Origin of the sequence: Luteithermobacter gelatinilyticus, assembly GCF_005849285.1 — a bacterium.
GTDB classification, from domain to species: domain Bacteria; phylum Pseudomonadota; class Alphaproteobacteria; order Sphingomonadales; family Emcibacteraceae; genus Luteithermobacter; species Luteithermobacter gelatinilyticus.
This window is the reverse complement of the sequence record NZ_CP040517.1, coordinates 2,039,300-2,064,735: the sequence shown is the minus strand read 5'-3', so window position 1 is coordinate 2,064,735 and position 25,436 is coordinate 2,039,300. Positions and strand designations below refer to the sequence as shown.

Genomic DNA, 25,436 nt, shown 5'->3' with positions numbered 1-25,436 from the left:
TCATGCCTTTTGGGCTTGTTCCGGAATGGTGACTTCACCACCGCCGGTTTCCTTCATATATTCCTTGAAGGCCTCGATGGCGGCTTCGCATACGGCGATGTCTTCTTCGCCATTGCCACCGGATACACCGATGCCGCCGACGACGGCGCCGTCAACATAAATCGGATAACCGCCGACAAACACGGTGATACGGCCGCCATGCTGGGTGAAAATGCCCCAGGCCTCTTCACCCGGATAGGTGTTGGTGAAGGTGTGTGTGACCCGGCGGTGCGCCGCGGCGGTGAACGCCTTGTTTTCGGCAATCTGCACGCCGGTTACCTTGGCATTGTCCAGTCGACGCAAGGCAATGGGGTATCCGGTATCATCGGCAATGCAGATAACGTGTTTGCCGCCGAATTTTTCGGAAGCTTTCTGAGCGGCGTCAAGCAGGAATTCTGCTTCGGCCAGACTGAGTACTTTTTTGGTGATCATGCGCCCTTCTCCTGTGGATTTGTTTTGGATTAGATGAGCAATTACTGTATACAGTATGTAATTTGTGTCAAGTGTATATTTAAGAATTCTGAGCGGGAAAACGCCTCTGGCTTATTTATAAAATGTATAAGGTGACGCATGTAAAGTGGAACCGGTGTAAAGGGGAAAAAAGTACATTGACAACAATCTGTATACAGTATACAGTTTTGGAGAACTTTGAGTTAAACAGGTTTGGCCACGTATTGAGGAGACAGGAGAGAGAGATGGCAGAATTGTTAAGCAAGGACGAGTTTCGCAAGGCGATCAAGGAGGCGATGAAGGGTCGGGAGGCGAAGGATGCGTCGTTCAGCCTGGCCTGGTCGAACGGGGAGCTGAAGCGGGAGCATTTTGCGCGCTGGGCGGAGAACCATTATCATTATGTGGGGCCGTTTGCGGATTATCTGGGCTATATTTACGCCAATGCGCCGGAGAGTGCGACGGAGGCGAAGGATTTTCTGTTGCAGAACATGTATGAGGAGGAACTGGCGGACATTCGCCATACGGATCTTCTGATCCGTTTTGCGGAAGCCTGCGGGACGACGCGGGAACGGGTTGAGGATCCGCGGAACATGAACCCGGTGACGCGGGGGTTGCAGGGCTGGTGTTACGCCAAGGCGATGCGTGATCACTGGGTGGTGGCGACGGCGGCTTTGGTGGTGGGACTGGAATCCCAAGTGCCGGACATTTACCGGCGTCAATATCCGCCGCTGATTGAGAAATACGGGTTTACGGAAGATGAGGCGGAATTTTTCGAGCTGCATATTTCCTCGGATGAGGTCCATGGGGAGCGGGGGTATGAGATTGTGCTGAACCAGGCCACGACGCCGGAATTGCAGCAGGCCTGTCTGGAAGCGGTACGGGATGCGGCGGACATGCGGTTTTCCTATACCAAGGCGCTGTATGATTATTATGTGCGGGACTTTGAACATTCGGAGGCGGATTTGGCGTCGATCGGCTCGGTATGAGGGAAAAGCGGACAGGCGGCTTCTGAGGGGGCCGCCTGGTGCCCGGGACTATCCCGGAGAAATATTGCCAAAAGAGATCACCGAGAGAAGCCTCAAAGAACTATCGAGAACTATCTTAGGGGGCGCGCGCCCAGGGAATGATCAGGCCCAAGGGATGATCAGGCCCAAGGGATGATCAGGCTAAGGGAGACGACAAGGAAAGGGCAGGGTACATGTCTGAATGGATCAGGGTAACGGATCTTGCGGCGCTGAAGCGGCGCAAGAAACAGGTGGTGGAAGTTGAGGGGGCCGAGGGGGAGGTTCAGGAGATTGCGCTGTTTTATGTGGACGGCGACGTGTATGCCATGAATGACATCTGCATTCACAAACAGCGCCGCCTGCATAAGGGGCTGGTGTTTCAGGGCAATGTGATCTGCCCCGGCCATCAGTGGGCGTTCGATCTCAAGACCGGATGGGTCGATGAATGGGCCAAATGCCAGCCCGTCTATAACGTCAAAATCGACGGCCAAGACGTCTATGTCGATCCAACCCCAAAAATCCGTACAACCCCTCCCCAGGAAAACGAAAAATGCCCGAAATAAAAACTGAAATATTGTGGCTCCAGCGTGGGGTGACCATAATACCAGGGAAAAATTGGTAACAATGTCCCAAGTGGAACAAAAACTGCGAAAACTTGGCCTGTCCCTGCCGGAAAGAAACGGTCCGGTGGGCAATTATGTGGCCTATAGCAGGTATGGCGCTTTGGTCTATGTTTCCGGACAGACCTGTAAGTGGAACGGCAAGCTGGTTTATCGTGGCGCCGTAGGGCAGGAAATAAGCCTAGAGGAGGGGATCAAGGCGGCTGAGTTTTGCGCCCTGAACCTGTTCTTGCAACTTAAAATCGCCTGTGGGGGAGATCTGGACCATTTGCAGTCCTGTCTCAAACTGACCGTCTATGTGAATGCTGCGGCTGATTTTCGGGATCATTCCCGGGTGGCCGACGGGGCGTCCGATCTGTTCAGGAAGTGTCTGGGAGAAAGGGGGCAGCATGCCCGGGCGGCCGTGGGTTGCAGTTCCCTGCCGGGCGGGGCGAGCGTCGAGATTGACGGCATATTTGAACTGGATCCCCGCTCACTCTGAGCCGGGTCAGGTCTCACTAACATTTTCCTCACATTTTCTTGATCGGTCAGGAGCGGTCCGGTCCATTGAAGTGTTGCGCTCCCGGCATATATCGAGGGGAGGGCCTAGAGTGAATTGTGAATGGGTCAATCTATTCACAATTCACTCTAGAGTCACTTTAGCGGTTCAATGATCAAATCAAGGAAAGGATAAGGATGATGACAAAGTTCACCATACACACCCCGGAGACCGCCCCCGAGGATTCCAAAACTATTGTCGAAACAGCCCAGAAAAAATACGGTTTTGTGCCCAACTTGATCGGGATTATGGCAGAAGCGCCGGCTGCGGTCGAAGCCTATCTGGCCTTGAACGATATTTTTGACAAAACATCCTTTTCGGCTGCGGAAAAGCAGGTCATCTTGCTGTCCGCCAGTTATGTGAATCAATGCACTTACTGTATGGCGGCGCATACGGCCATTGCCGGTATGAACGGTGTGCCGGAAGAAGTTATTGAGGCGCTGCGTCAGGGGCGGACGTTACCTGATGGCAAGCTGGATGCCCTGGCGCGACTGACCCGTTCTGTGGTGGAAACCCGCGGTTGGCCCGAAGAAAGCGCCAAACAGGCCTTTTTTGAGGCGGGCTATGATCCGCGACACTATCTGGAGCTACTGGTCGGCGTGACCATGAAAACCCTGTCCAACTATGTCAACCATGTGGCGGAAACGCCGCTTGATGACGCCTTCAGGCCGGCGGAATGGTCCGCGTGATTATTTGACCCTTGGCATTCGGGGTCGCCCGGCCTGCGGTATTGGTGCTGATGGGGATAACGGAATTACCGGGAGAGCTTACCGGTCGATCTTGGTGGACAGGACCAGCGAGGTGGTGGTTTTTTCCACCCCTTCAATAGCGCAGATGTCGTCCAGCGTTTTATCAATTTCCTCCATGGTCGGCGCCTTGATGATCGCTATCATGTCATAAACGCCGCTGACTACATAGAGCGTGCGGATGGCCGGGTGTTTGCGCATGGTCACAATGGCCTGGGCCGCATGGCGCTGAGTGATGCAGATCATCACATGGGCGGTGATCAGTTTCTGTTGGTAATCGCCATGAAAGCGCACCGTGAACCCGGAAATGATGTTGCGGTCGATCAGCCGTGCGATGCGGTCCTGAACGGTGGAACGGGATAAATTAAGCTTCCGGGCCAGTGACGCCGTAGGTTCACGGGCATTCAGTCGCAACAACTCAATTAGTTTTTCATCAATCTGATCCATTCCGTTGAATTAACGGGATTTCCTGCGATATGTCAATGGCCGTTTTATAATTCGCCAGGCCCGAGTGCAGCGCGTCGGGCCGTCGCTGACGGCTGGGGGGATGTAAGTATTATGTAAGTATCACGTATTGTGTCATGGTTCTTTTTGATCGGAAATTATGGTAGGGTCCTGACTCTGGGGGAAAATCGGGATATACGGCAATGACTCGGGATCATGCCGCTGGTGTGTATTTGAGGAGTTTTTGCTTAAGGAGTTTTTCATGCGGTTATATTATACGGAGACCTCCCCCTACAGTCGCAAGGTCAGGGTGGTCATGGTTGAAAAAGGAGTGACGGAGGACATTGACCTCGTGTCCTGCAATCCACTGGATGAAACAACCGGATTGAGAAGCCTTAACCCCTTGAGCAAAATTCCCACATTGATGCTGGAGGATGGGGCGGCGTTATATGACAGCCCGGTGATTGCCGAATATCTTGACAGCCTGTCGAAGGAAAATCCGCTGATCCCGTCTCAGGGCGCGGCGCGGTGGCGGGTGTTGCGTCATCAGGCGCTGGGGGATGGTATCATGGATGCGGCTGTGGCGACGGTGTTAGAACGGCGGCGGCCGGAAAATGAACAGTCTCCCTCTTGGATCAGCCGCTGGCGTCAGGCCATCACCCAGGCGGTAGGAATGGTGGAACAGGAGAGAGCAATGTTTGAAGAGCCATTCCAGTTGGGTCAGATCACCCTAGCCTGTGCCTTGGCGTATCTTGACTTCCGCCTGCCGGAAATCGACTGGCGGAGGGGGCATGAAGCCACAGCAGAATGGTTTTCTGAAATTTCCGAACGGGTTTCCATGACATCCACCCGGCCGCCAAAATAACCAACATAAAATCAGGCCAGACAGGGCGGACAAAGGGGAGTTTTCACAAGCCGAAGGGATGAGAGATGATGAAACGTTTTGAAATGATGATTGACGGCGCGACCGTGGCCACGGAACAGACTCTGAAGGTGATCAATCCGGCCACGGCAGAACCTTTTGCGGAATGTGCGTTGGGTACGCCGGCACATGTGGATCAGGCCGTCAGGGCGGCTAAGGCGGCTTTTGCCGACTGGCGGGAAAGCAGTGACGAAGATCGCAGGGACATGATCAATCGCATTGCTGATGCACTGGAAGCCCATATGCCTGAATTCATGGAACTGGTCACCCTGGAAACCGGCAAACCCCAGGGGGGATATAAAGGTGTGGGGGCCGGCATGGAAGTGGGCGGCGCGGTGGCCTGGACGCGGGTCACGGCCCAGTTCGATTTGCCCGTAGAGGTGATTCAGGACAATGAGGAAGCTCGGATTGAAGTACATCGCAAGCCCCTTGGGGTGGTCGGTTCCATTACGCCTTGGAACTGGCCCTTGCTGATTTCCGTTTGGCATGTGATCCCCGCCCTGCGAACCGGCAACACCGTGGTGATTAAACCTTCCGAATACACCCCGGTTTCCGTTCTGCGTTTTGTTGAGCTGGCCAATGAGATCCTGCCCAAAGGGGTGCTCAATGTGGTTACAGGCGCGGGCGATGTGGGGCAGGCCATTGCTCAACATCCGGATGTGGCAAAGATTGTTTTTACTGGATCCAGCCGTACGGGCAAACGCATCATGGAAAATGCCGCAGGCACATTGAAGCGCCTGACTTTGGAACTGGGCGGTAATGATGCGGGCATTGTGCTTGCAGATGTGAAACCGAAAGAAATTGCCCCCGCCCTGTTCAGCGCCTGTTTCCATAACAGCGGGCAGACCTGTGCCGCGTTGAAAAGGCTTTATGTACATGAATCCATTTATGATGATATCTGTAACGAACTGGCCGCCATCGCCAAAACGGTGAAGGTGGGTCACGGCCTGGAACAGGATGTGGAACTGGGGCCGCTGCAAAACGCCAGGCAGCTGGATATCGTCAAGGAGCTTGCCGAAGATGCCCGGCGCAGTGGTGGGCGGTTTCTCACAGGAGGGCGGGAAATGGATCGCCCCGGCTATTTTTACGAACCGACCATTGTTGCGGATCTGACTAATGGCAGCCGTTTGGTGGATGAAGAACCCTTTGGGCCCATTGTGCCGGTTATTAAATATCAGGACGAAGACGAGGCGATCCGACTGGCCAATGACAGCCCGAACGGGCTGGGCGGGTCTATATGGTCCAGTGACCGGGCGAAAGCGTCGGAACTGGCTAAGCGGCTGGAATGTGGCACCGTCTGGATCAATGAACATGGTGCCGTTCAGCCTGATGCGCCCTTTGGCGGCATCAAGAATTCTGGAATTGGGGTGGAATTCGGCCGGTATGGGCTGGAGGAATACACTTCCATTCAGACCGTCAAGATCCCCAAATAATCCCGCTGAGCGGGAACATTGATCGCGGGAACTGGAAAGCCCCCGAGCGTGATATGGCGCGGGGGCTTCTTGCGGGCATTAATTATATAAAAACAGGACAACAAGGCATTTAGGATGGACAAAACCGTATCGGCGCTTCTCGGAAAGCTTTCAACTGAACTTCAGGATTGTCTTCGGCTTGCCGAAGATACCCCCTTGGTCAACCCTTACCAGCAGCTTTCATACAGGCTGCTGAATGCCATGAAACAGGGCGATGTGGAAGGGAAGGCCCTGAATGAGGTGATTGATGAACTGACGCTAAAAGCTTTTTTAAACCGCGCTGAAAGAGCCCGTGCTTACCTTAAGGAAACGGACCGGCGGAAAAACCGTATCCGGATGCGCCAAAGCCTGGAACGTCTTGTGTGGGACGAAACGGGAGGAAAACGCCCCTTTGACCGGTTCCAGGCGCAGCTGGAATCTGATGTGGCCGGCATTGTGATTACGGCTCATCCCACTTTTGGGTTCAGCGCGGCACAATACGACATCCTTGCCGATCTTGTGGATCGCCGGATCAACAAGGATGAGGCGGGGAGAAAACTGAAGGTGGCTTCCGCACGCCCGGATGAGGGGTTGAGCCTGGATTATGAATTTACGGAAGCCGAACAGGCCCTGATCCAGTTGCAGGAAGCGATTGCGGAACTGTATGACATTGCCCTTGAGGTGGCGGCGGAACATTATCCGGACGACTGGACACAGCTGACCCCACGCCTGACAACCGCCGCCAGCTGGGTTGGTTTTGATGTGGACGGCCGGGATGACATCACCTGGCTGAAAAGCGTGGCGTTCCGATATGATATGGCGCTTCGGCAGGTGACAAGATATCTGGACCATTGGGACAGGATCAGCACAAAAACGGGGTCTCAGGAGAGCCGGGCGGAAGATCCGGTGCGGGCCGCGTTGACCATCGTGTACGAAATTTTGCAGGAGGACCGGGCCTCGCTGCCGGACCGGCCGTCGGAAGTCGTTCAAGTACGAGAATTCAGCCGGCAAGTGGTGCGTAACCGCAAAGAAAAAGGCCGTGTGCAGGACCTGATGCGGGACATACTGGATCATTTGGCAGACCGTATTGCGCGTGAAGGGGATCAAAGCCTTCTGCGCCGGCTTCTGGTCTATAGAGCCCTATTTGCCAATTTCGGCATTGGCTTGTCGCATATTCATTTTCGGCTTAATGCCGTACAGTTGCACAATGCCATTCGGCCGCTTGTGGCGCTGGAAAAGGATCCCGATGATGCCTCCAACCGGCGCCGCTATATGAAGGCAGCCACCCGGGTGCTGGACCATATGACGCCGGTGACGGCGGGTTATGAAAATATTCTCCATGAACAGACGACGGCCAAACGGCTTTTTATGATCGTGGCCCAGTTTCTGAAATATATAGATCCGGAAACCCCGATCCGGTTTCTGATTGCGGAATCGGATACGCCGTTCACGGTTCTTGCGGCGCTGTGTTACGCAAAAATGTTTGGAGTGGAGGACCGGGTGGATATCTCGCCCCTGTTTGAAACGGATGAAGCTCTGGAACGCGGCGCGCGCATTATCGAGGAGCTTCTGGAAAACGAACATTATTACGCCTATGTGAAAAAGCGGGGACGGCTGTGTGTGCAGGCGGGGTATTCGGATGCCGGGCGGTATCTGGGCCAGGTGGCGGCTGGTCTTGGCATTGAGCGGCTGCGTATCAAGCTCGCGTGTCTGTGGAAAAAATTTGATCTTGATGATGTGCAATTGGTGATTTTCGATACCGGGGGGGAAAGTCTGGGCCGGGGCGCGCATTCGGACGGGTTCGAAGGACGGCTGGAATACAAACACCCCCTGGAAGCCCGGCGGCTGATCCGGCGGTTGGGGATATCCTATAAGCAGGAGTTCAGTTTGCAGGGCGGCGACGGCTATTTGTGGCTGCGTCGGGAAAATCTGGCCTTTGCCACGCTCACCCGGGTGATGGAAAATCTGCTGGCGTCGCCGGTGGAGGAAAATGACCGGCTTTATGAGGATACCGACTGGTCGCTGGATTTTTTCCTGACGGTCAAGGAGTATAACACGCGCCTTTCCGGGGACCCGGATTACATCAAGCTGTTGTCGTTGCTGGGCCCGGAAGTCTCCTATCCATCAGGCTCGCGCATGACGTTGCGTCAGGATGAAGGGGTATTGTCCCGAGGGCTCGAAAAATTGTCCCAGATCCGGGCCATCCCCAACAATATGCTGTTGCATCAGTTAGGTTATCTGGCCAACAGCATCGGCGGCATTGGTACGGCCCTGGCCCAGGACGGGGATGCGTTCTGGAAAACTTATGATCGCTCATCGCGTCTACGGCATATTATGAAACTGGTGCTGGCGGCGGCGGACCTCACGGACGAGGATGTTCTGGGGGCCTATATGGCATTGTTCCGGCCGCGCTACTGGATGCACTGCGCCCGTTTTGAAAAAGACAGTTCGATGCATCTGCGTATGCTGAGATTGGCCAAGATGCTGGAAAAACACGGGGTATATGAGGGATTAAACCGTATTGAGCTGAAACTGCGCGAAGATCTAATCTTCCTTAAGGACAAGCTCAAGGAGCGCAAGGCGGACAAGGGGGAAATTCATCGAGCGGGACTGCGGCTGACCGGGGAAGACCGGACCTTTTATATTCTGCTGCATGTGCTGCGTTTGGCTCTGATTCAGAAAATTTTCCTGCTGGTAACCCGGATTCCACGTTTCCGGGATCATAAAGGGGTGACGGTGGATGATCTGGTAATGCAGATTTTGCGTTTCCAAATCCCGCCGGCTTTAAACATGCTGCGAGAAATTTTTCCGATGGAGGCCCAATATGACATTGACCCGGACAATCCCGAAAAAATTACGTTCAGGGGGGATGATGCGCATGGCTATGAATATGAAAACCGGGTGATTTTTGACGAAATCAGCAGCACTTATGACCAGATCCGCAAAATCTCCCTGGCGATTACCGCTTATGTCGGGGCTGTGGGCTGAGTTGTTCCTGTCATCTGGTCTGTCCTTTCGGTCTGTCCTTTCGGATAAGCTTAAGAGCGATCCGGGATGATGTTTTTTGACATCATTATCGTTATTGCAAGACGCGGCAACGAAGCAATCCAGGGCCATATTCTGGATCGCCACACTCCTTTCCCACGATATATGGCCCAAGATATATGGCGCGGGTTTGCGATGACGTGTTCCTCATTCACAATTCACATTAGATTCCTATATCCCGCCTAGGCAGAGATATTTGATTTCTACATATTCTTCAATGCCGTAGTAGGATCCTTCGCGCCCGATTCCGGATTGTTTGATGCCGCCAAAGGGGGCCACTTCGGTGGACAGAATGCCGGTATTGATGCCCACCATGCCGCTTTCGAGTGCTTCGGCCACTCGCCAGACGCGTCCGATGTCGCGGGCGTAAAAATAGGCGGCCAGGCCGAACTCCGTATCATTGGCCATGGCAATGACTTGCTCGTCGGTGGCAAAAGGAATTATCGGGGCGAGGGGGCCGAAGGTTTCTTCATGGGCGATCAGCATTTCCTGGGTGGTGTCGGCCACAATCGTGGGCTCAAAAAAGGTGCCGCCCAGGGCATGACGCCGGCCGCCGGTGATCAGCCGCGCACCTTTGTCCAGCGCATCCTTTACGTGTTCTTCGACCTTGCGGACGGCGGCTTCCTCGATCAGCGGGCCTTGCGTCACGCCGGGTTCGGTGCCGGGGCCGACTTTCAGTTTCTCGACCTCCTCTTTAAAACGGGCGAGGAAGTCCTCATAGATCCCCTGTTGGACATAAAGGCGGTTGGCGCAAACACAGGTCTGGCCGCTGTTGCGGTATTTGCACATGATCGCTCCTTCGACGGCGGCGTCCAGATCGGCATCATCAAAAACGATAAATGGCGCATTGCCACCAAGCTCCATGGAGACTTTTTTCACGGTTTTGGCGGATTGTGCCAGAAGCTGCCGTCCCACGGCGGTGGAGCCGGTAAATGTAACCTTGGCCACGTCTGGATTTGCGGTCATTTCGCCGCCAATTTCACGGGCGGAGCCGGTAACCATGTTGAAAACGCCGGCGGGCAGTCCGGCTTCCTCGGCCAGAACCGTCATGGCCAATGCGGTATAGGGAGTCATACTGGCCGGTTTTGATACAAAGGTACAGCCGGCCGCCAGCGCCGGTCCCGCCTTGCGCGTGATCATGGCGGCGGGGAAATTCCACGGTGTAATGGCGGCGACAACTCCCACGGGCTGTTTCAAGACCACAATCCGTTTATCCGCCTGATGGGGCGGGATGACATCGCCGTAAATGCGTTTGCCTTCCTCGGCGAACCATTCAATGAAGGAAGCGGCATAGGCCACCTCACCTTTGGCTTCTGGCAGCGGTTTGCCCTGTTCCAGCGTCATGATCAGGGCCAGATCATCGACATGCTGCATGATCAGGTCATACCACCGACGCAGCAGGGTGGCGCGCTCCTTGGCGGTTTTGGCGCGCCAGGCTGGTAGGGCAGCTTTGGCCGCGGCGATGGCGGCCCGGGTTTCACCACTGCCCATATTCGGCACAGTCCCCAGCGTTTCCCCGGTAGCAGGATTGGTGACGGTAAGGGTTTGGTTGCTATGGGCGTTGATCCATTGCCCGTTGATGTAACACTGTTCACGGAACAAGTCGGGATTTTGCAGGTCTTTCATCGGACAGTCCTTTCGGGTGTGTTCCGGGGAGGGAAAAGGTGTTTCCCCCTATGGTATCGCGGGGGGTAGACGCAATCAAGGGTAGCTCTCGGGGGGCTATCCCTGAGGCGCAAAACTGTCTGGTGAGGCCATATCCCACCACTGGCGATAGACGTCATGATTCGTACCGTCCAGAAGTTCGCCATTCTTGAGAAACGGGTACATCTTATCCATCATGCCTACTTCCGCCGGGCTGATGCGATGACACAGATGAGAAGGTTGCAGAAGTCCGGGATGGGTAAGCCCGGCAGCGGCAAGCAGTTCTTTCAGGCTTTTGACGGTTCTTTCATGATAACGGGCCACCCGACGGGCCTTGTCTGGTACCACCAGGGCATATTGACGCATGGGATCCTGGGTCGCGACCCCGGTGGGACACTTGCCGGTATGGCATTTTTTGGTCATGACGCAGCCGAGCGCGAACATGAAGGGGCGGGCGGCGTTGCACCAATCCGCCCCGAGGGCACAATTGGCCGCAATGCTGTAGGCGTCGTGAATTTTCCCGCTGGCGGCGAGGCGGACGTCCTGTTTCAGATCGCAACCGACCAGGGCGTTTCGAACAATCACTAGTCCTTCCCTGAGCGGCATGCCCATATGGTCGGCAAATTCCTGGGGGGCGGCGCCGGTGCCGCCTTCGGCCCCGTCAACCACAATGAAGTCCAGATAAATACCGCTTTGGCGCATGGCTTTGGTTAGCGCAAAGATCTGATGGGGCTGACCGACACAAAGTTTGATGCCCACCGGTTTGCCGCCGGACAGTTCGCGCAACTGCGCTGCCCAGTCCAGAAGTCCGCCCGGCGTTGAAAATGTCCGGTGATAAGGGGGGGAGACACAATCCTGATGCATCGGCACCTCCCGCGTCTGGGCGATTTCCGCTGTGACTTTTTGGGCCGGCAGGACACCGCCATGACCCGGCTTGGCCCCCTGGCTGAGCTTGATTTCAATCATTTTGACCTGGTCCAGGCGGGCCTTGTCCCGGAACTGCTCAGGATCGAAATCACCGTCACGGGTGCGGCAGCCGAAATAGCCCGTGCCCAGTTCCCAGACCAGGTCCCCGCCATGCTTTGTATGATAGGGGCTGATGCCGCCTTCGCCGGTGTCGTGAAAGAAATTCCCTTGCCGGGCGCCCAGATTGAGCGCCTCGATGGCGCGGCGACCGAGGGAGCCAAAACTCATGGCCGAAATGTTGAAAATGGAGGCGTTATAGGGTCGGGTGCACTGGGAACTGCCGATGTCCAGACGTAAATCCTCCGCCGGGGGATCACACGGGGTCAGGCTTTGATTCAGCCATTCATATTCAGGGGTATAAACGTCAAGATCGGTGCCAAACGGATGATAGTCCTCCTGCCCCTTGGCGCGGGCGTAAATGGTGGTGCGCTGTTCACGGTTATAAGGACGCTCACTGAGATTGCTTTCAACAATATATTGCCTGAGAAAAGGACGCAGCTCTTCAAACAGCCAGCGCATATGGGCAATCACCGGGTAAATGCGCCACAGGCTGTGCGAACGTTGCCACATATCATAGACCCCCATCACGCTGAGCGGCAGCGTGAGCAACAAGCCCCAGTAAAAACCGGGGGCAATCCAGTATCCGGCCCCGAAAAAGAGGAAACTCAACAGAAGGAGGATAAAAAACACACTATAACGGGAAAGAGACTTCATGAGCGCAACGATCTTTGTTTTATTTTTCAGAATGGTTTCAAGGATAATCGCTGCCCCCGCTAAACACAAGCAGCGCCGGTTTCATACCGGCCCCGCTCATGGATTTTTATTGGGAGGATGCCCCCAGATGATTGCTGATTGCGTGTTCCCGCACTGTGTTTAAAAACGTGATGTTTTCAGGGTCACGTCGGCAGCCTTCCAGGCGCGTTCCAGGCGATTCTCGACCACAGCCGCGAGTTCCGCTTTGTCCTGCGCTTCTAGGCTTTGTTTCAGCCCGAACAGGGAATAACCATTATTCGGGTTGCGGCGCAGGTCTTCCCAATAAACCACTTCCGCTTCCGTCGGCAGTCCCGCTTCGAGAAGTACGGCCCCCAGAATATGGCGCACCGGGAAATACCAGTCGGGTGGTTCATTATACAGCAGGCTGTCTTCCAGCCGCACGGCCTTTTCAAGAGAGGCGATGGCAGCGTCATACTGGCCCTGTTTGGCGGCAATTTCGCCCGTCAGGATCCTTTCGGCAATGGCCAGAAGCCGCCCGGCCTGCCCAAATCCCAGCATATAAGCGGGCGTTTTTGTGGCGTTTTGCTGCATGGTTCTTAACCGGGTGAGTTCCTGTTCGGCCCGGGACAGGTCGCCTTGATGCGCATAAGCCATGCCTCGGCCATAATGCCAGATACCGGTCATGAACAGGGCTTTTTTGTCCGGCTGTGGTTCTGCCAACATGTCCTCCCACAAGCCGAACCGTACCATCACGAACATGGGTTGGCTGCGGAATGTTTCATTCAGGGCCCAGGTGTTGCTGGTGTTGCCCTGCGGGATTTTTGCGGCCACCTTGCGGGCTGCGGCGAGGGCGGCCTGGCTGCGGCCCATGAACATGGCGGACCAGACGAGGAAATGAATGTTATGGGGATAATACCCCAACGGGTAGAGACCCTGGGCCCGGCACTGGGTAATATACCCTTCGTCCGCCTTGATGGCCGCGACGTTTGCGGCGTAAGAATCCGTATAGCGACCAACCCGCATGTAAATATGGGCCGGCATATGCACCAGGTGTCCGGCACCCGGCATCAGTTTGCCCAGCCGGTCGGCGCTTGCCACGCCAAGCTCTGGGCGGAAGGCCTCAACCGTGTGGATCAGGTAATGATGGGCCCCCGCATGGTCGGGATTACGCTCAATCACTGACTGCAAGGTGGCCATGACCACCTTTGTCTGAGGTTTGGGCGTGCCATCGGGATACCAGTAATCCCAGGGGTTGGTATTCATGATCGCCGCGGCATAAAGGGTGGCGGCGTCCAGGTCGTCGGGATATTGCGCCATCAGTTTTTTCATGGCCTGGACATAGGCCCTGTCCAGCAGCCCCCGGTCGACTTCCGGGTCGTTGGAATATCGTGTTGCCAAGGCCTCGATATATGCTCTTTCCCGGGCGCTGACCCGGTCTTTCAACCGCTGAGCGGTCTGGATCGCGGCATAAGCTTGGGGCATCACGTCCGCCTGCATGGGCAAATTGAGATTGGGGCCCAGCACCAGAGCCCAGCCCCAATAAGCCATGGCGTTATTCGGATCCAGCCGGGCGGCTTCCTTGAAAGCCCGGAGAGCTTCCGAATGATTGAAGCCCATGGTAAGACGAAATCCCTGATTGAAAAAATACTGCGAGCGGTCATTTTGGGTGGTAACCGGGAAATGATGGTTGCCCAGACCACTGAGCACCGGCGCGATGGGACCAGTTGCCGTCCGGGGGTCCGCCTCAAGGGCTTTCGGATCGTGGATCTGAGCCAGGCCAGGTGCGGCGGAAAACAACAGGACCGCAGAGAAAATGAAACGCATAAGCATATGCTTCTCCTCTGTTTAGAGTGAGTTTTAATAAGGATAGACTCAGACTTTTTGAATTTTACGAGAGTAACTGGATATTTACAGGTACCGGATGGTTCTTAAATCTGTCAGACTGTACAGGAGAGACGCAACGATCGATGTGAGAAGGAAAGCGTCCTGCATAAGAATACCATAATATATACTATACCGGGAGTAAATTTTGACCCATCACTGACGGGATAGCCATTGTTTTCAGTCAGTCTGTTTCCATGGCCCATAGCCGTTTTCCTGTAGGACCGGTTATGATATGATCATCTTAGTAGATCCATAGTGTATTGCTTCTGTCACAATCGGCGCGACCGGGAATCTTATGCATTGCTTTAATGCGGCATGAATGCAGCAGGGTATGGGGCAGGCAGGTCATCAGTGTCGCATCCTGGGAGAAAGATAATGAAAATAGCCATGCTGGCCCGGAACCCAAATCTATATTCCCATCAGCGCCTTAAAGAAGCCGCAGAGGCCCGCGGCCATGAACTGGATATCATCAATACGCTGCGCTGTTATATGAACATCGCGTCCCGTCGTCCGGAAATCTATTATAACGGCGAAAAACTGCCGCCTTATGATGCGGTCATCCCGCGCATCGGCGCTTCGGTGACATTTTATGGTCTTGCGGTGTTGCGTCAGTTCGAGATGATGGGCGTCTATCCCCTGAATGAATCTGTTGCCATTGGCCGGTCCCGGGACAAATTGCGCTCCCTGCAGATCTTGTCGCGCGAAGGGCTGGGCCTGCCGGTGACAACCTTTGCCCATGACCCCAAACAGACCGAGGAGGTGTTGAAGCTGGCCGGCGGAGCCCCGCTTGTCATCAAGCTGCTGGAAGGGACACAGGGCATTGGTGTTGTGCTTGCCGATACGGACCGTTCGGCAAAGTCGGTGATTGAGGCCTTCCGCGGGGCCCAGGTGAATATTCTTGTGCAGGAATTCATCAAGGAAGCGGGGGGCACGGATATTCGTGCTCTTGTGGTCGGGGGCAAGGTTATTGCAGCAATGCAGCGCACCGGCGCTGAAGGGGAGTTTCGGTCCAACCTGCATCGTGGGGGCAGTGCCCAGGCCGTGAAAATTTCACCGGAGGAACGATCCACGGCGGTGCGCTCGGCCAAGGCCATGGGGCTCAATGTCTGTGGCGTGGATATGCTGCGGGCCAATCATGGGGCAGTCGTGATGGAGGTCAATTCCTCTCCGGGCCTGGAGGGAGTGGAAAAGGCAACCGGCATTGATGTGGCGGGCCGGATTATTGAACTTCTGGAAAAACAGGCCAAACCGGGTAAAACCAGAACAAGAGGCCGGGGATGATTCGGCAGCCCGACGCCTTCAAACTGGGGTCGGTGCTGATCGACCCGGGGACCCGGCAGATTGTCGATTTGCCGGTGAGTGTTCTGTCGGACCATACCCCGATCACCATGTCGGTGCAGGTTGTGCACGGCCGCCGCCCGGGGCCGACGCTGTTTGTCAGCGCGGCAGTGCATGGGGACGAGGTCATCGGTGTTGAAATCGTGCGGCGACTGCTGCGGGCTCCTAGCCTGAACCGGCTCAGGGGAACCCTTCTTGCGGTACCGATCGTGAATGCGTTCGGGTTTATGAGCCATTCACGTTACCTGCCGGACAGGCGGGATCTGAACCGCTCCTTTCCGGGCAGCCCGCAAGGCTCTCTCGCTTCAAGGCTCGCCTATCTTTTTATGCGGGAAATCGTGGAAAAATCCGATGCCGGCATTGATATCCATTCGGCGGCCATTCACCGCACCAATCTGCCGCAGATCAGGGTTTCCCCTTCGCGCGCCGAGACCATGGCGCTGGCGGAGGCTTTCGGCGCGCCGCTGACACTGACGTCAAAGGTCCGCAACGGCTCACTGCGGCATGCGGCGCAGGAACAGGGGACCGACGTGCTGCTTTATGAAGCGGGGGAGGGATTGCGGTTTGATGAATATGCCGTCCGTACGGGCGTGACCGGCATATTGCGGGTGATGCACCATCTGGGCATGATTTCAGGACGGGGCGTGACAAAACCCAAAACGGCACCGATCCGGGCCACGTCAAGTTATTGGTTGCGGGCCCCGGCCGGGGGCCTGCTGCGCACCTTCAAGACCATTGGGGAACAGGTAAATGAGGGAGATGTCCTGGGGGTGGTGTCGGACCCGTTTGGTGAGATGGAAACCGAAGTTCTGGTGAAGGAAGGGGGGCTGATTATCGGCCGCAGCAATCTGCCCGTTGTCAATGAAGGCGACGCCCTGTTTCATATCGCCAGGCTCAGACGCAACAAGGATGTGGAAGCGACTCTGGACAGTCTTGCTGCCCAGCTGGATGAAGATCCGCTTTTTGACGAGGATGAAATTATCTGAATCCTCTTTCTGGATCATCGTTCTGGGAGCAAGAGGTTCCGGAACGAGGGTGAGCGGCCGTTATTTATAGATTATCCTATTTATAGGCTATGGCCGCGCTGGTCGGGCCGGTGAGGGGCAGGACCTCGACATGGTGAAAACCCGCTTCCCCGCACCAGTCGCGGAACTGGGCGGCGGAATAATCAAAGGCATCGCCCAGTTCAATCAGCATATTGAGGGACATGAGCAGACCAAAAATATTTTCCCTGCGGGCATCATCTATCAGGTTCTCGATGGCGATAAAAGCGCCGCCGTCCGGCAGGGCGTCAAATACCTTGCGGATCAGATATTTCTTTTTCTCAAGATTCCAGTCATGCAGGATGTTGCCCATGGTGATCACTTCCGCCTTGGGCAGGGGGTCCTGGAAAAAGTTCCCCTCCATCACGGTGATCCGCGCCGAAAGGCCTGCTTTCTCGATGCTGGCTTCGGCCAGTGGCCGCACAGGCGGCAGGTCGAATGAAGTAAGGGAGAGGTGAGGGTGGTGCCGGGCCAGAATCTGGCACAGCAGGCCAAGTGCGCCCCCAATGTCGGCAACGCTGTGATAAGCAGAGAAATCAAACTTTTCCGCCAAAGCGGAAAAATTTGCGGCCTGAAAACTGCTCATGGCCTGTAAAAATTGTTCCAACCGGTCGGGATCGGCATATAGTTCCTCAAAGAAGGATTTGTCGCCGTTGCTGGTTTCACTTTGGGCTTCGCCGGTTTTAAGGGCGGTGGTCAGATTGTTCCAGAACCCGAACAGCCGGGCATTCAGCATTTCTGCCATGCCGCCAATATAGGTGGGCCGGGACCGGATCAGAAAGGCTGCGGTTTCGGGGGTGTTGCTGTAGCGGGCCTCGGCACCGTCGCCGTCGCGTTGCAGAAATCCCATCGCCACCAGGGAGTCAAAAAAATCAAATGTGCCGCGCGGGTGCAGCTTTAGGGCCCTGCCCAGGTCGCGGGCCGTCATGGCGTCCTCCCCCAGGGTGGAAAACAGATCAAGTTCGACTGCCGAAAGTAGCACTTTCGAGGCCCAGAAGGCGGTGGCGGTTTGCATGATCCGGCCGGGATCCAGATGTTGTTCCATTGTTCTTCCTCGAAAGCGACCTGAGAACAGGCTGGTACACCGAAAATCGGCGGGGAAATCATGACATATTTCCCGGTCAAAGTCCAATCAGGGGGGCGGCGTGAGTTGTGAAGAAAGGGAAGCGGTTCTGGCGGTTTGGCCCAATGCCGTCGGACTTTGGCGTGCCCCCCACCCGGGGGACTGCACATCCAGGGCGGCTGTCGTCGAAACTTCTGTCGTGTTGACGCAATTTCCCCGCCGTGATAAATTTTGCATAAAATATACTATATTAAATGTAACCTATGAAAACATGCTCGCTCCCTGCGGAATAAAGGAGCGCTTGCCAGTTTCATCAATCAAGGGGAGACCGATGAGAGCAAGCTCATTGTTGGCGTTAATTCTGACGCTGTTCTGCACAATTCTGCCTGGTCAACTCAGTGCCCAGCCCAATAAGGGGAAAAGCTCGGCGCCTGAGGAAGCAATCACTTGGGCGGAGGCGCGGTTGCGCGCCCTGTATGAAGCCGAATGGGCGTGGCGCATGGTTCAGGAGGCGCGGGAATTGGACGAGGAGGGCAACTATGTTGCTTCGGATCATTTGCCGAAAGTCGATGCCGCCACCCAGCAGAAACGCCTTGAGTATTGGACGGCCGTATTAAATGAACTTGACGCCATCCCCCATAACGAACTGTCGGATGCGGAAAAGGTCAATGCCCAAATCTTTCGTACAATCCTGGAAGGTTTCGTCACCGACATTCGCTATAAAACCTATGAAGCGCCTTTCAATTCAGACAGTTTTTTCTGGACCGCGCTTACCCCACGGGGCGGCTTTCGCACCGTTCAGGAATATCAAAACTATATCGGGCGCCTCAAAGACATTCCGCGGTATTTCGACGAACAGATCGCCAATATGCGGGCTGGGCTGGCGCGGGGGTTCACTGTTCCCAGGGTCGCAGTAACTGGGCGCGACAAGACGATTGAGCCCTATCTGCGGGCCGATGATGGCAATCCCCTGTTTGAACCTTTTACAAAAATGCCGCCGACCATCCCGGCTTCGCAGCGCACGGCGCTGCAAGCGGCGGCGCGGGACGCGATCCGGGATCATGCAGTTGGCGCCTATAGCAGGCTGTTGACCATGCTGCGTAATGAATATCTGCCCCAGGCGCGCATGACCGTCGGCGCCTCGGCGCTTCCTGATGGGGCGGCTTATTACCGGGCCATGATCGAAAAATTCACGACGTTGAAGATGGAGCCGGAAGAAATTCACCAGATCGGTCTTAAGGAAGTGGCCCGCATCAAGTCGGAAATGCAGGCAACCATGAAAAAAACAGGGTTCGAAGGCACCTTATCAGAATTCATGGTGTATCTGCGCAATGATCCGCAATTCTATGCGAAAACACCGGAGGAGCTTTTGGGCCGGGCGGCCTATATCGTCAAACAGGCAGATGGGAAACTGAAGGATGTAATCGGTTTCCTGCCGCGTTTCCGGCATGGACTCATTCCCGTACCAAAGGATCTGGCGCCCATCTATACGGGGGGACGCGGCGGCCTGGAAAACTGCATGTTCAATACCTATAACCTGCCGGCAAGGCCGCTTTATACCTTGCCGGCTCTTGTCCTCCATGAATGCACTCCCGGCCACAGTTTTCAGGCGGCGTTGGCCCTGGAGGCCCCCGAACGGCCGGAGTTTCGCAAGGAAGTGTATTTTTCCGGTTATGGGGAAGGGTGGGGGCTGTATACCGAATGGCTGGGCACTCTTATGGGCATCTATCAGACACCCTATGAGGAATTCGGGCGGCTGACCTATGAAATGTGGCGGGCGGTCAGGCTCGTGGTGGACACCGGTCTTCACCATTATGGCTGGAGCCGTGAGCAGGCCCTGACCTATATGAAGGACAATCTGGCCATGTCCGAGCATGAAATCACCACCGAGGTGGACCGCTATATCTCCTGGCCGGGGCAGGCCCTTGCCTATAAACTTGGCGAATTGCAAATTCGCCGTCATCGCCGCGAGGCCGAGGCTGCCCTGGGGGCAAAATTCGACCAGCGCAAATTTCACGATGCCATTCTCGCTCTGGGTGCTGTGCCGTTGCCGGTATTGGAAGCGCGGATGAAGGAATTCATTGCCGATGGCGGCGAGACTCCGGATAAGGTCTATTGCCGGGAGCGATGAACGAGGACGGCGGCGGCAAGGTCTTCCAGCGCAGCGCCGGCGGCCTTGAACAGGGTGATTTCCTCCGGGGAGGTCCGGCCGGGATGCTGTTTGGTGACCAGGGCGTGCAGGTCGGCCTGGATGTCCTGCAGGCTAATCAGCTTTTCCTTAAGAGGAATCACCAGATCCCCTGCTTCCCGGGGCGCGCCGTCCATGATGTCCGTAAACAGGGTTGATTTCAGGATCGCCCTGTCATCCACTTCGCGCATATCCGGGCGGTAGCTGCCCACCAGATCAAGATGCGTGCCCTTAGGAACCCAGTCCCCGTGTAATAGTGGCGACCTGGAAGTGGTCAGCGTCGTAATGATCTGTGCCCGGGCTGCGGCTTTTTCAAGATCCTTGACCATGGACAGTCCCTTGACCCGATCCTGTAGGTCGGAAACGACTTTTTGCGCTTTCTCTTCCGAGCGCCCCCAGATCAGAATGTTGTCCAGATCGAACCAGCTGCTATAGGCTTCGATAAAGGGCCGGGCCAGGGCGCCAGTGCCAATAATCAGCAGAGTTCGGGCATTTTCAGGGGCCAGATAACGGGCTGCAAGAACGGATGCGGCGGCGGTGCGCCGCCGGGTGATCTCGCCTGCGTCCATCATGGCGAGCAGCTGGCCGCTGTCGCCGTCAAAAAGACAATAGACGCCGGTAATGTTCGGCAGGCCCGCCTTGGGGTTGTCCGGGTAAAGGGAGATCAGCTTGACGCCGAAAAACCCGTCTGCGCGCCAGGCGGGCATGATCAGCATCTGGGCGTCCCGTCCCCAGTCCGTCCCCATCTGATAATGGGCGCGCTCGGGAATATGGGTTTTTATGGCAAAGGCCTTTTCCAATTCCGGCACCAGACGGTCATAGGGCAACGCCTCGGCGATTTCGGCGGCGGTCACAAAAGGAGGTCGGGAAAAAGACATGGGGAAATTCATGGGGAAACTCATGGGGAATCTCTCGATAGGGGGTTATGGCGTCTCGGTTTGATCCACATGTTTGAGGGCGGCGAACTGTTGGGGCAATGTGAAACCCTGACCCAGGGGGTCGCGGGTGTCAAAACGAATCTCGCTCCGGGACAGATAATGGCCGCTGCCTGACACGGTGACGGATACACCTTGCGGCGTCTCACGACAAAGGCGGGCGTAAAAGGGAATACCGGAAGGGCCGGCAAAGGCAAGTGTTTGCCCTTCCCGCAGCAGACCCTTGTGATGATAGAGCGCCATGCGAGCGCTGACGCCGCTGCCGGTCGGGCTGCGATCGATTTGTCCCGCTCCGAACAGGCAGAGATTATGACTTATGGCATTGTCTTGCGGCCCGATATCATCGGTAAGGATGGTGCCATAAAGAAAGGACAGATCTTTTGCCATGGGATGGGCAATCGGCCGGGTCTTGCGCAGATGTTTGATAATTTTGCGGGCGGCATCGGCGAGGCGGGTCACGTCCGTGGCGTAAAAGTCTAGGTTCAATCGACATTCATACTTCACAAGATGTGTTTTATGTGATTCATAGGGTTTCACCTTTAATGTTGGAGCCCTTTTGATGTCGAAGCGCTATGAACTGACGACCACACAATGGAACCGGATCGCGCCGCTCTTGCCCGGCAAGGCGGGTGATCCCGGCCGTACCGCGGTCGATAACCGGCAATTTGTCAACGGGGTGCTGTGGGTGCTGCGCTCGGGGGCCCACTGGCACGATCTGCCGCCCCGCTACGGCAAGTGGAAAACTGTCCACAAGCGCTTCACGCGCTGGGCGAAGCGCGGGGTCTGGGACCGGATTTTCAATGACCTGGTGGAGGATCCCGACAATGATTATGTGATGCTGGATGCCACACTGGTCCGCGCCCATCAGCAGGCAGCGACCGGAAAAGGGGGGACCAAAATCAGGCTCTGGGGCGTTCCCGAGGAGGACTGACCACCAAAGTTCATATGGCGAGCGATGCCCTTGGGCGCCCCCTCCGGTTCATCCTGACACCGGGACAGCGGGGCGACATCACACAGGCTCCCGCCTTGCTTGACGGGTTGAGCGCCAGCCATGTACTGGCCGATAAAGCCTATGACAGCAATGCCCTGCGCCAGATCATCAGGGATATGGGGGCAGAGGCGGTGATCCCGTCAAACCGGACCAGAAAAATCGAGATCCCCTACGATAAAACCATCTATAAGGCGCGAAACGCCATCGAGCGAGCCTTCAACAAACTCAAACATTTCCGCCGCTTCGCAACCCGATATGATCGAAAAGCCTGCAACTTCCTCGCCTTCACCCTCCTCGCCGCATCAATCATATGGATGCGATGAATGTCGATTCGGCCTAGCCCTAGGGCGGAGGACGGCAGAATGGCGTAATAAGCGCCGCCATAAGCGATGTCATAGGTCACCTGCCCGAGGCCCTCAACCTCGGCAATCTCGCCCATGCCCTCGACAAAACAGTCCACGCTGTCGAATGCGCAGGCGAGTTCGCCCGTGTCGTCCTCGGTCAAGCGGATCTCCACCGGGCCGCAGGGACATTCGATGCGAAATGTTCTACGGGGAGAATCAGGATGGCCCTTGAGATGGTCGTCATAGAGATACCGCCCAAGCGCGATGGTGGCATGGCCGCACATGGTGCTATAGCCGGAATGATGCATGAACAGCACCCCGATATCCGCGCGCGGGTCGCAGGGCTCGGTGAGCACGGCGCCATACATATCCGCATGGCCCCGGGGTTCCTGCATCAGTGCGGTCCGTAAGGGATCAAACCGCCGTTTCATATCCTGGCGTTTTTCCAGAATGGTCATGCCTTTCAGGGGGAGTTGCCCGGGCAGGATGATGCGCACGGGTTCACCTGCCGCATGCATGTCGAGGATGTTCAGATTGTTCGGGATCATCATCAAAATATACTCATTTTCACTACCCTGGTTCAATATCCTGGCTCAACACGTCGCGGAATGTCAAAACCGGGTGATACGGAACGGGTTATGTTCATGTTCCCCGACCGGGGCAGCAGCAGAATCGTCAAGCAGCATGTCGGTTACGAGTTTTGCGGTGGTGGCTGCCTGGGTCAGGCCCAGATGACTATGGCCAAAGGCAAAAAAGATATTATCCCGGCGGTCAATGACCGGCAGGTAATCGGGCAGGGTGGGGCGGCATCCCACCCACTCCGTGGCGTCTTGTGCGTCGAGGTTCGGCAAAATCTCCCGGGCGAAGCGGTTTAACATCCGGGCTCGGCCCAGGGTCGGCGGATCGCTTTCCCGGGCAAATTCCACTGTTCCGGCGAGTCGGATGCCGTTCGTCATCGGGGTGATGACGAATTTTCGCTCATGATAGGTCAGGGGGTAATCTAGCTTGAGAGCCGGTCGGGGCAGCATCAGGTGATACCCTCTTTCCGCCGTCAAGGGCACGGCGTACCCCAAGGTGGCGGCCAGCGGCCGGCTGTTGAGCCCGGCGCAGAGAAAAACGTGGCGCGCCGCAAGGTCTCCCTCGGGTGTGATGAGGCAGGCCTCCTCCGGCGAGGCCTTTTCGATTGCGCGCACTTCCGCCTGAAGAAAGTGGCCACCAAGGTTACGGAATTTCTCATACAGCGCCTGAGTGAGGCCATAGGGGTCGAGACAATGGGCGGTATCGGGGAAATAGAGTGCGCCGTGTTGATCTGGCGTGAGGGCGGGCACCCTGTCGCGCGCCTCTGCGCCGGAAAGAAGCCGGACCGGCACGCCGTGCTGCTGGAAGGACTCCAGGGCGGCCGCGCCGTGCGCCCGGCCCCTGGCGGTCTTGAATACTTCCAATGTGCCCCTGTGGACCAGATATTTTTCCAGTCCCGTTTCCTTGAGCAGAGCTTTCCAGTCTTCCAGCGCCGTTCGGTTGAGCCGTTTCAGAGCTGCCGTGCCGGCCTCGAACGTCGCCGGGCGGCAGTGCCACAGGAATTTCGCGGCCCAGGGAAAGAACACCATGAGATGGGAGGGCTTGAGGATAAGCGGGCTGTCGCGGCGTAGCAGCATGCCTGGGATTTGCGTCAGCAGAGCCGGATTGGGCATGGGAAAAACCTGTTCTGTGGCGAAATGCCCGGCATTGCCGTAAGAACAGCCCATCCCGGGATCCGCCTTGTCCATAAGCGTGACGGATCGGCCTTCACGGCGCAATTCGTAGGCGAGAACGGTCCCAATGATTCCGGCGCCGATGACAACGCAGTCCTCTTTTTGTTTTTTCTCTTGCATAACGTTATTTCTCAGAAAACTCTTCCGGGGTGAATGGTGATAAGATTGACGAAATTCACTCTAACTAATTGTTATTTAACAAATAAAAATATTTTCAATTGTTCTTTTGACAAATTGTATAAAATATACGATAAAATATCCAAACATTCAACAGGCATTCTTCCGGGGTGGAGCACAGGGGGCGGACGCCCCGTTTTTTCGCCAGGGAAGAATGGCCGCGACAGTGATAATTTGTGAAGTGAAATAAGGTGATGCCATGATTGACTGGAAAGGGGTTTTTCCCGCAGCAACAACGCAATTCAAGAATGACGGGTCTCTGGATATTGATGGGACCCAGAGAGTCTATGACAACCTGATCCGGGACGGGGTGCATGGGTTGATTGTGCTGGGCACCTGTGGGGAAAATAATTCCCTGTTGCCCGAAGAAAAAATCAAGGTGCTGGAAGCCGCCCGGGAAGTGGGTGGCGGGCGGGTGCCTGTGCTCACCGGGGTATCGGAATTTACGACGGCGAATGCGGTTAACTATGTCCAGGCGGCTGAACGGATTGGTTTGGATGGGCTGATGGTATTGCCGGCGATGGCCTATAAGGCGACCCGCCGGGAAGTGCTCACCCATTATCGAACGGTGGCCGGTGCCACCGGCCTGCCGGTCATGGTATATAACAACCCGGTGACCTATGGCATTGATGTCACGCTGGATATGATGCAGGAGTTGGCAGAGGTGAAAAACATTGTGGCGATTAAGGAATCCACCGAGGATACCCGCCGGATCACCGATCTGTATAATGCCTTTGGCGACCGTTTCACCGTCTTTTGCGGCGTTGATGATATTGCACTGGAGAGCCTGATGCTGGGTACGGCCGGCTGGATTTCCGGTTTGACCAGTGCCTTTCCCCATGAATCCGTGGCGATTTACACCCTTGCGAGCCAAGGCAGATATGCCGAGGCCCTGGAAATTTATCGCTGGTTCATGCCATTGTTGCATCTTGATACTATTCCCACACTGGTGCAGTGTATCAAACTGTGTGAACAGATTTGCGGACGGGGGTCCGAAATGGTGCGGGCACCGCGCCTGACCCTGACCGGGGAAGACCGCCGCAGAGTGATCGAAATCACCGAAAAGGCCTTGGCCACCCGTCCGGACTTGTCCAAATACGGCCTGTAAAATCTGAATGGTGTAAAATCTGAATGGTGAA

Annotated in this window: 21 protein-coding genes and 1 pseudogene; 12 read left to right on the top strand and 10 right to left on the bottom strand. The window is 55.9% G+C overall.

The features are described 5' to 3' along the window. Positions 1-471: a GlcG/HbpS family heme-binding protein gene (locus FE788_RS09365; protein ID WP_138380388.1), complete on the bottom strand. Its 471-nt coding sequence runs from the start codon at positions 469-471 to the stop codon at positions 1-3. A 263-nt stretch (positions 472-734) separates the two neighbouring features. Here FE788_RS09365 and FE788_RS09360 point away from each other — a divergent pair, with 263 nt between their 5' ends. The 4 genes from FE788_RS09360 to FE788_RS09345 all read left to right on the top strand — a co-directional run bounded on the left by FE788_RS09360 (position 735) and on the right by FE788_RS09345 (position 3,340). Then, the gene (locus FE788_RS09360) at positions 735-1,475 is read left to right on the top strand and encodes an iron-containing redox enzyme family protein (RefSeq protein WP_138380387.1); all 741 of its coding nucleotides are present in this window, start codon (positions 735-737) and stop codon (positions 1,473-1,475) included. A gap of 212 nt (positions 1,476-1,687) precedes the next feature. Further along, positions 1,688-2,056, top strand: coding sequence for a Rieske (2Fe-2S) protein (locus tag FE788_RS09355; protein ID WP_138380386.1), 369 nt, complete (start codon positions 1,688-1,690; stop codon positions 2,054-2,056). Between the two features lie 61 nt (positions 2,057-2,117). Continuing rightward, a complete protein-coding gene (locus tag FE788_RS09350; RefSeq protein WP_138380385.1) occupies positions 2,118-2,594 on the top strand; it encodes a RidA family protein in 477 nt (158 codons plus the stop codon). Positions 2,595-2,788: 194 nt separating this feature from the next. After that, positions 2,789-3,340: a carboxymuconolactone decarboxylase family protein gene (locus FE788_RS09345; RefSeq protein WP_210413864.1), complete on the top strand. Its 552-nt coding sequence runs from the start codon at positions 2,789-2,791 to the stop codon at positions 3,338-3,340. 78 nt (positions 3,341-3,418) lie between these two features. Here the strand turns inward: FE788_RS09345 and FE788_RS09340 are convergent, their stop codons facing one another. Next, positions 3,419-3,844 carry an Lrp/AsnC family transcriptional regulator gene (locus FE788_RS09340; RefSeq protein WP_138380384.1) on the bottom strand — a complete coding sequence of 142 codons (426 nt, stop codon included), beginning with the start codon at positions 3,842-3,844 and terminating at the stop codon, positions 3,419-3,421. 259 nt (positions 3,845-4,103) lie between these two features. Here FE788_RS09340 and FE788_RS09335 point away from each other — a divergent pair, with 259 nt between their 5' ends. The 3 genes from FE788_RS09335 to FE788_RS09325 all read left to right on the top strand — a co-directional run bounded on the left by FE788_RS09335 (position 4,104) and on the right by FE788_RS09325 (position 9,202). Further along, positions 4,104-4,706, top strand: a complete 603-nt coding sequence (locus FE788_RS09335) for a glutathione S-transferase N-terminal domain-containing protein (RefSeq protein WP_138380383.1) — start codon at positions 4,104-4,106, stop codon at positions 4,704-4,706. 68 nt (positions 4,707-4,774) lie between these two features. Then, the gene (locus tag FE788_RS09330) at positions 4,775-6,196 is read left to right on the top strand and encodes an aldehyde dehydrogenase family protein (RefSeq protein WP_138381350.1); all 1,422 of its coding nucleotides are present in this window, start codon (positions 4,775-4,777) and stop codon (positions 6,194-6,196) included. A 114-nt stretch (positions 6,197-6,310) separates the two neighbouring features. Further along, complete coding sequence (locus FE788_RS09325; RefSeq protein ID WP_138380382.1) at positions 6,311-9,202, top strand: phosphoenolpyruvate carboxylase; 2,892 nt, start codon at positions 6,311-6,313, stop codon at positions 9,200-9,202. Between the two features lie 228 nt (positions 9,203-9,430). Here the strand turns inward: FE788_RS09325 and gabD are convergent, their stop codons facing one another. The 3 genes from gabD to FE788_RS09310 all read right to left on the bottom strand — a co-directional run bounded on the left by gabD (position 9,431) and on the right by FE788_RS09310 (position 14,413). Beyond that, on the bottom strand, positions 9,431-10,885 hold the full coding sequence (gabD, locus tag FE788_RS09320) for an NADP-dependent succinate-semialdehyde dehydrogenase (protein ID WP_138380381.1): 1,455 nt from the start codon (positions 10,883-10,885) through the stop codon (positions 9,431-9,433). A 96-nt stretch (positions 10,886-10,981) separates the two neighbouring features. Next, on the bottom strand, positions 10,982-12,583 hold the full coding sequence (locus FE788_RS09315) for an FMN-binding glutamate synthase family protein (protein ID WP_138380380.1): 1,602 nt from the start codon (positions 12,581-12,583) through the stop codon (positions 10,982-10,984). 159 nt (positions 12,584-12,742) lie between these two features. Further along, positions 12,743-14,413: a tetratricopeptide repeat protein gene (locus tag FE788_RS09310; RefSeq protein WP_138380379.1), complete on the bottom strand. Its 1,671-nt coding sequence runs from the start codon at positions 14,411-14,413 to the stop codon at positions 12,743-12,745. Positions 14,414-14,842: 429 nt separating this feature from the next. On the opposite strand from FE788_RS09310, the gene rimK reads away from it, so the two are divergent. Continuing rightward, the gene (gene rimK / locus FE788_RS09305; RefSeq protein WP_138380378.1) at positions 14,843-15,748 is read left to right on the top strand and encodes a 30S ribosomal protein S6--L-glutamate ligase; all 906 of its coding nucleotides are present in this window, start codon (positions 14,843-14,845) and stop codon (positions 15,746-15,748) included. Beyond that, positions 15,745-16,791 carry a succinylglutamate desuccinylase/aspartoacylase family protein gene (locus FE788_RS09300; protein ID WP_138380377.1) on the top strand — a complete coding sequence of 349 codons (1,047 nt, stop codon included), beginning with the start codon at positions 15,745-15,747 and terminating at the stop codon, positions 16,789-16,791. Before rimK ends, FE788_RS09300 begins: the two co-directional genes overlap by 4 nt. A 76-nt stretch (positions 16,792-16,867) precedes the next feature. Here the strand turns inward: FE788_RS09300 and FE788_RS09295 are convergent, their stop codons facing one another. Continuing rightward, positions 16,868-17,893 carry a methyltransferase gene (locus FE788_RS09295; RefSeq protein WP_138380376.1) on the bottom strand — a complete coding sequence of 342 codons (1,026 nt, stop codon included), beginning with the start codon at positions 17,891-17,893 and terminating at the stop codon, positions 16,868-16,870. Positions 17,894-18,242: 349 nt separating this feature from the next. On the opposite strand from FE788_RS09295, the gene FE788_RS09290 reads away from it, so the two are divergent. Next, positions 18,243-20,042: a DUF885 domain-containing protein gene (locus tag FE788_RS09290; RefSeq protein WP_138380375.1), complete on the top strand. Its 1,800-nt coding sequence runs from the start codon at positions 18,243-18,245 to the stop codon at positions 20,040-20,042. Here FE788_RS09290 and lhpI read toward each other — a convergent pair. Beyond that, complete coding sequence (gene lhpI, locus FE788_RS09285; RefSeq protein WP_138380374.1) at positions 20,024-21,001, bottom strand: bifunctional Delta(1)-pyrroline-2-carboxylate/Delta(1)-piperideine-2-carboxylate reductase; 978 nt, start codon at positions 20,999-21,001, stop codon at positions 20,024-20,026. The two genes, FE788_RS09290 and lhpI, sit on opposite strands and share 19 nt — an antisense overlap. Before the next feature lie 21 nt (positions 21,002-21,022). Continuing rightward, entirely contained in the window at positions 21,023-21,520 is a 498-nt protein-coding gene (locus FE788_RS09280; protein WP_168190354.1) for a proline racemase family protein, read from the bottom strand. A 73-nt stretch (positions 21,521-21,593) separates the two neighbouring features. Here FE788_RS09280 and FE788_RS09275 point away from each other — a divergent pair. Next, a protein-coding gene (locus FE788_RS09275; protein WP_138378788.1) for an IS5 family transposase occupies positions 21,594-22,348 on the top strand; the annotation gives its coding sequence in 2 pieces (ribosomal slippage) (positions 21,594-21,927 and positions 21,927-22,348; 756 coding nt in all). Positions 22,349-22,362: 14 nt separating this feature from the next. On the opposite strand, the pseudogene FE788_RS14265 reads toward FE788_RS09275, so the two are convergent. Then, positions 22,363-22,887, bottom strand: a pseudogene (locus FE788_RS14265) (proline racemase family protein); the annotation flags it as partial. A gap of 93 nt (positions 22,888-22,980) precedes the next feature. Continuing rightward, positions 22,981-24,240 carry an NAD(P)/FAD-dependent oxidoreductase gene (locus tag FE788_RS09265; RefSeq protein ID WP_138380371.1) on the bottom strand — a complete coding sequence of 420 codons (1,260 nt, stop codon included), beginning with the start codon at positions 24,238-24,240 and terminating at the stop codon, positions 22,981-22,983. Positions 24,241-24,496: 256 nt separating this feature from the next. Here FE788_RS09265 and FE788_RS09260 point away from each other — a divergent pair, with 256 nt between their 5' ends. Then, positions 24,497-25,405, top strand: a complete 909-nt coding sequence (locus tag FE788_RS09260) for a dihydrodipicolinate synthase family protein (RefSeq protein WP_138380370.1) — start codon at positions 24,497-24,499, stop codon at positions 25,403-25,405. Positions 25,406-25,436 lie beyond the last annotated feature (31 nt).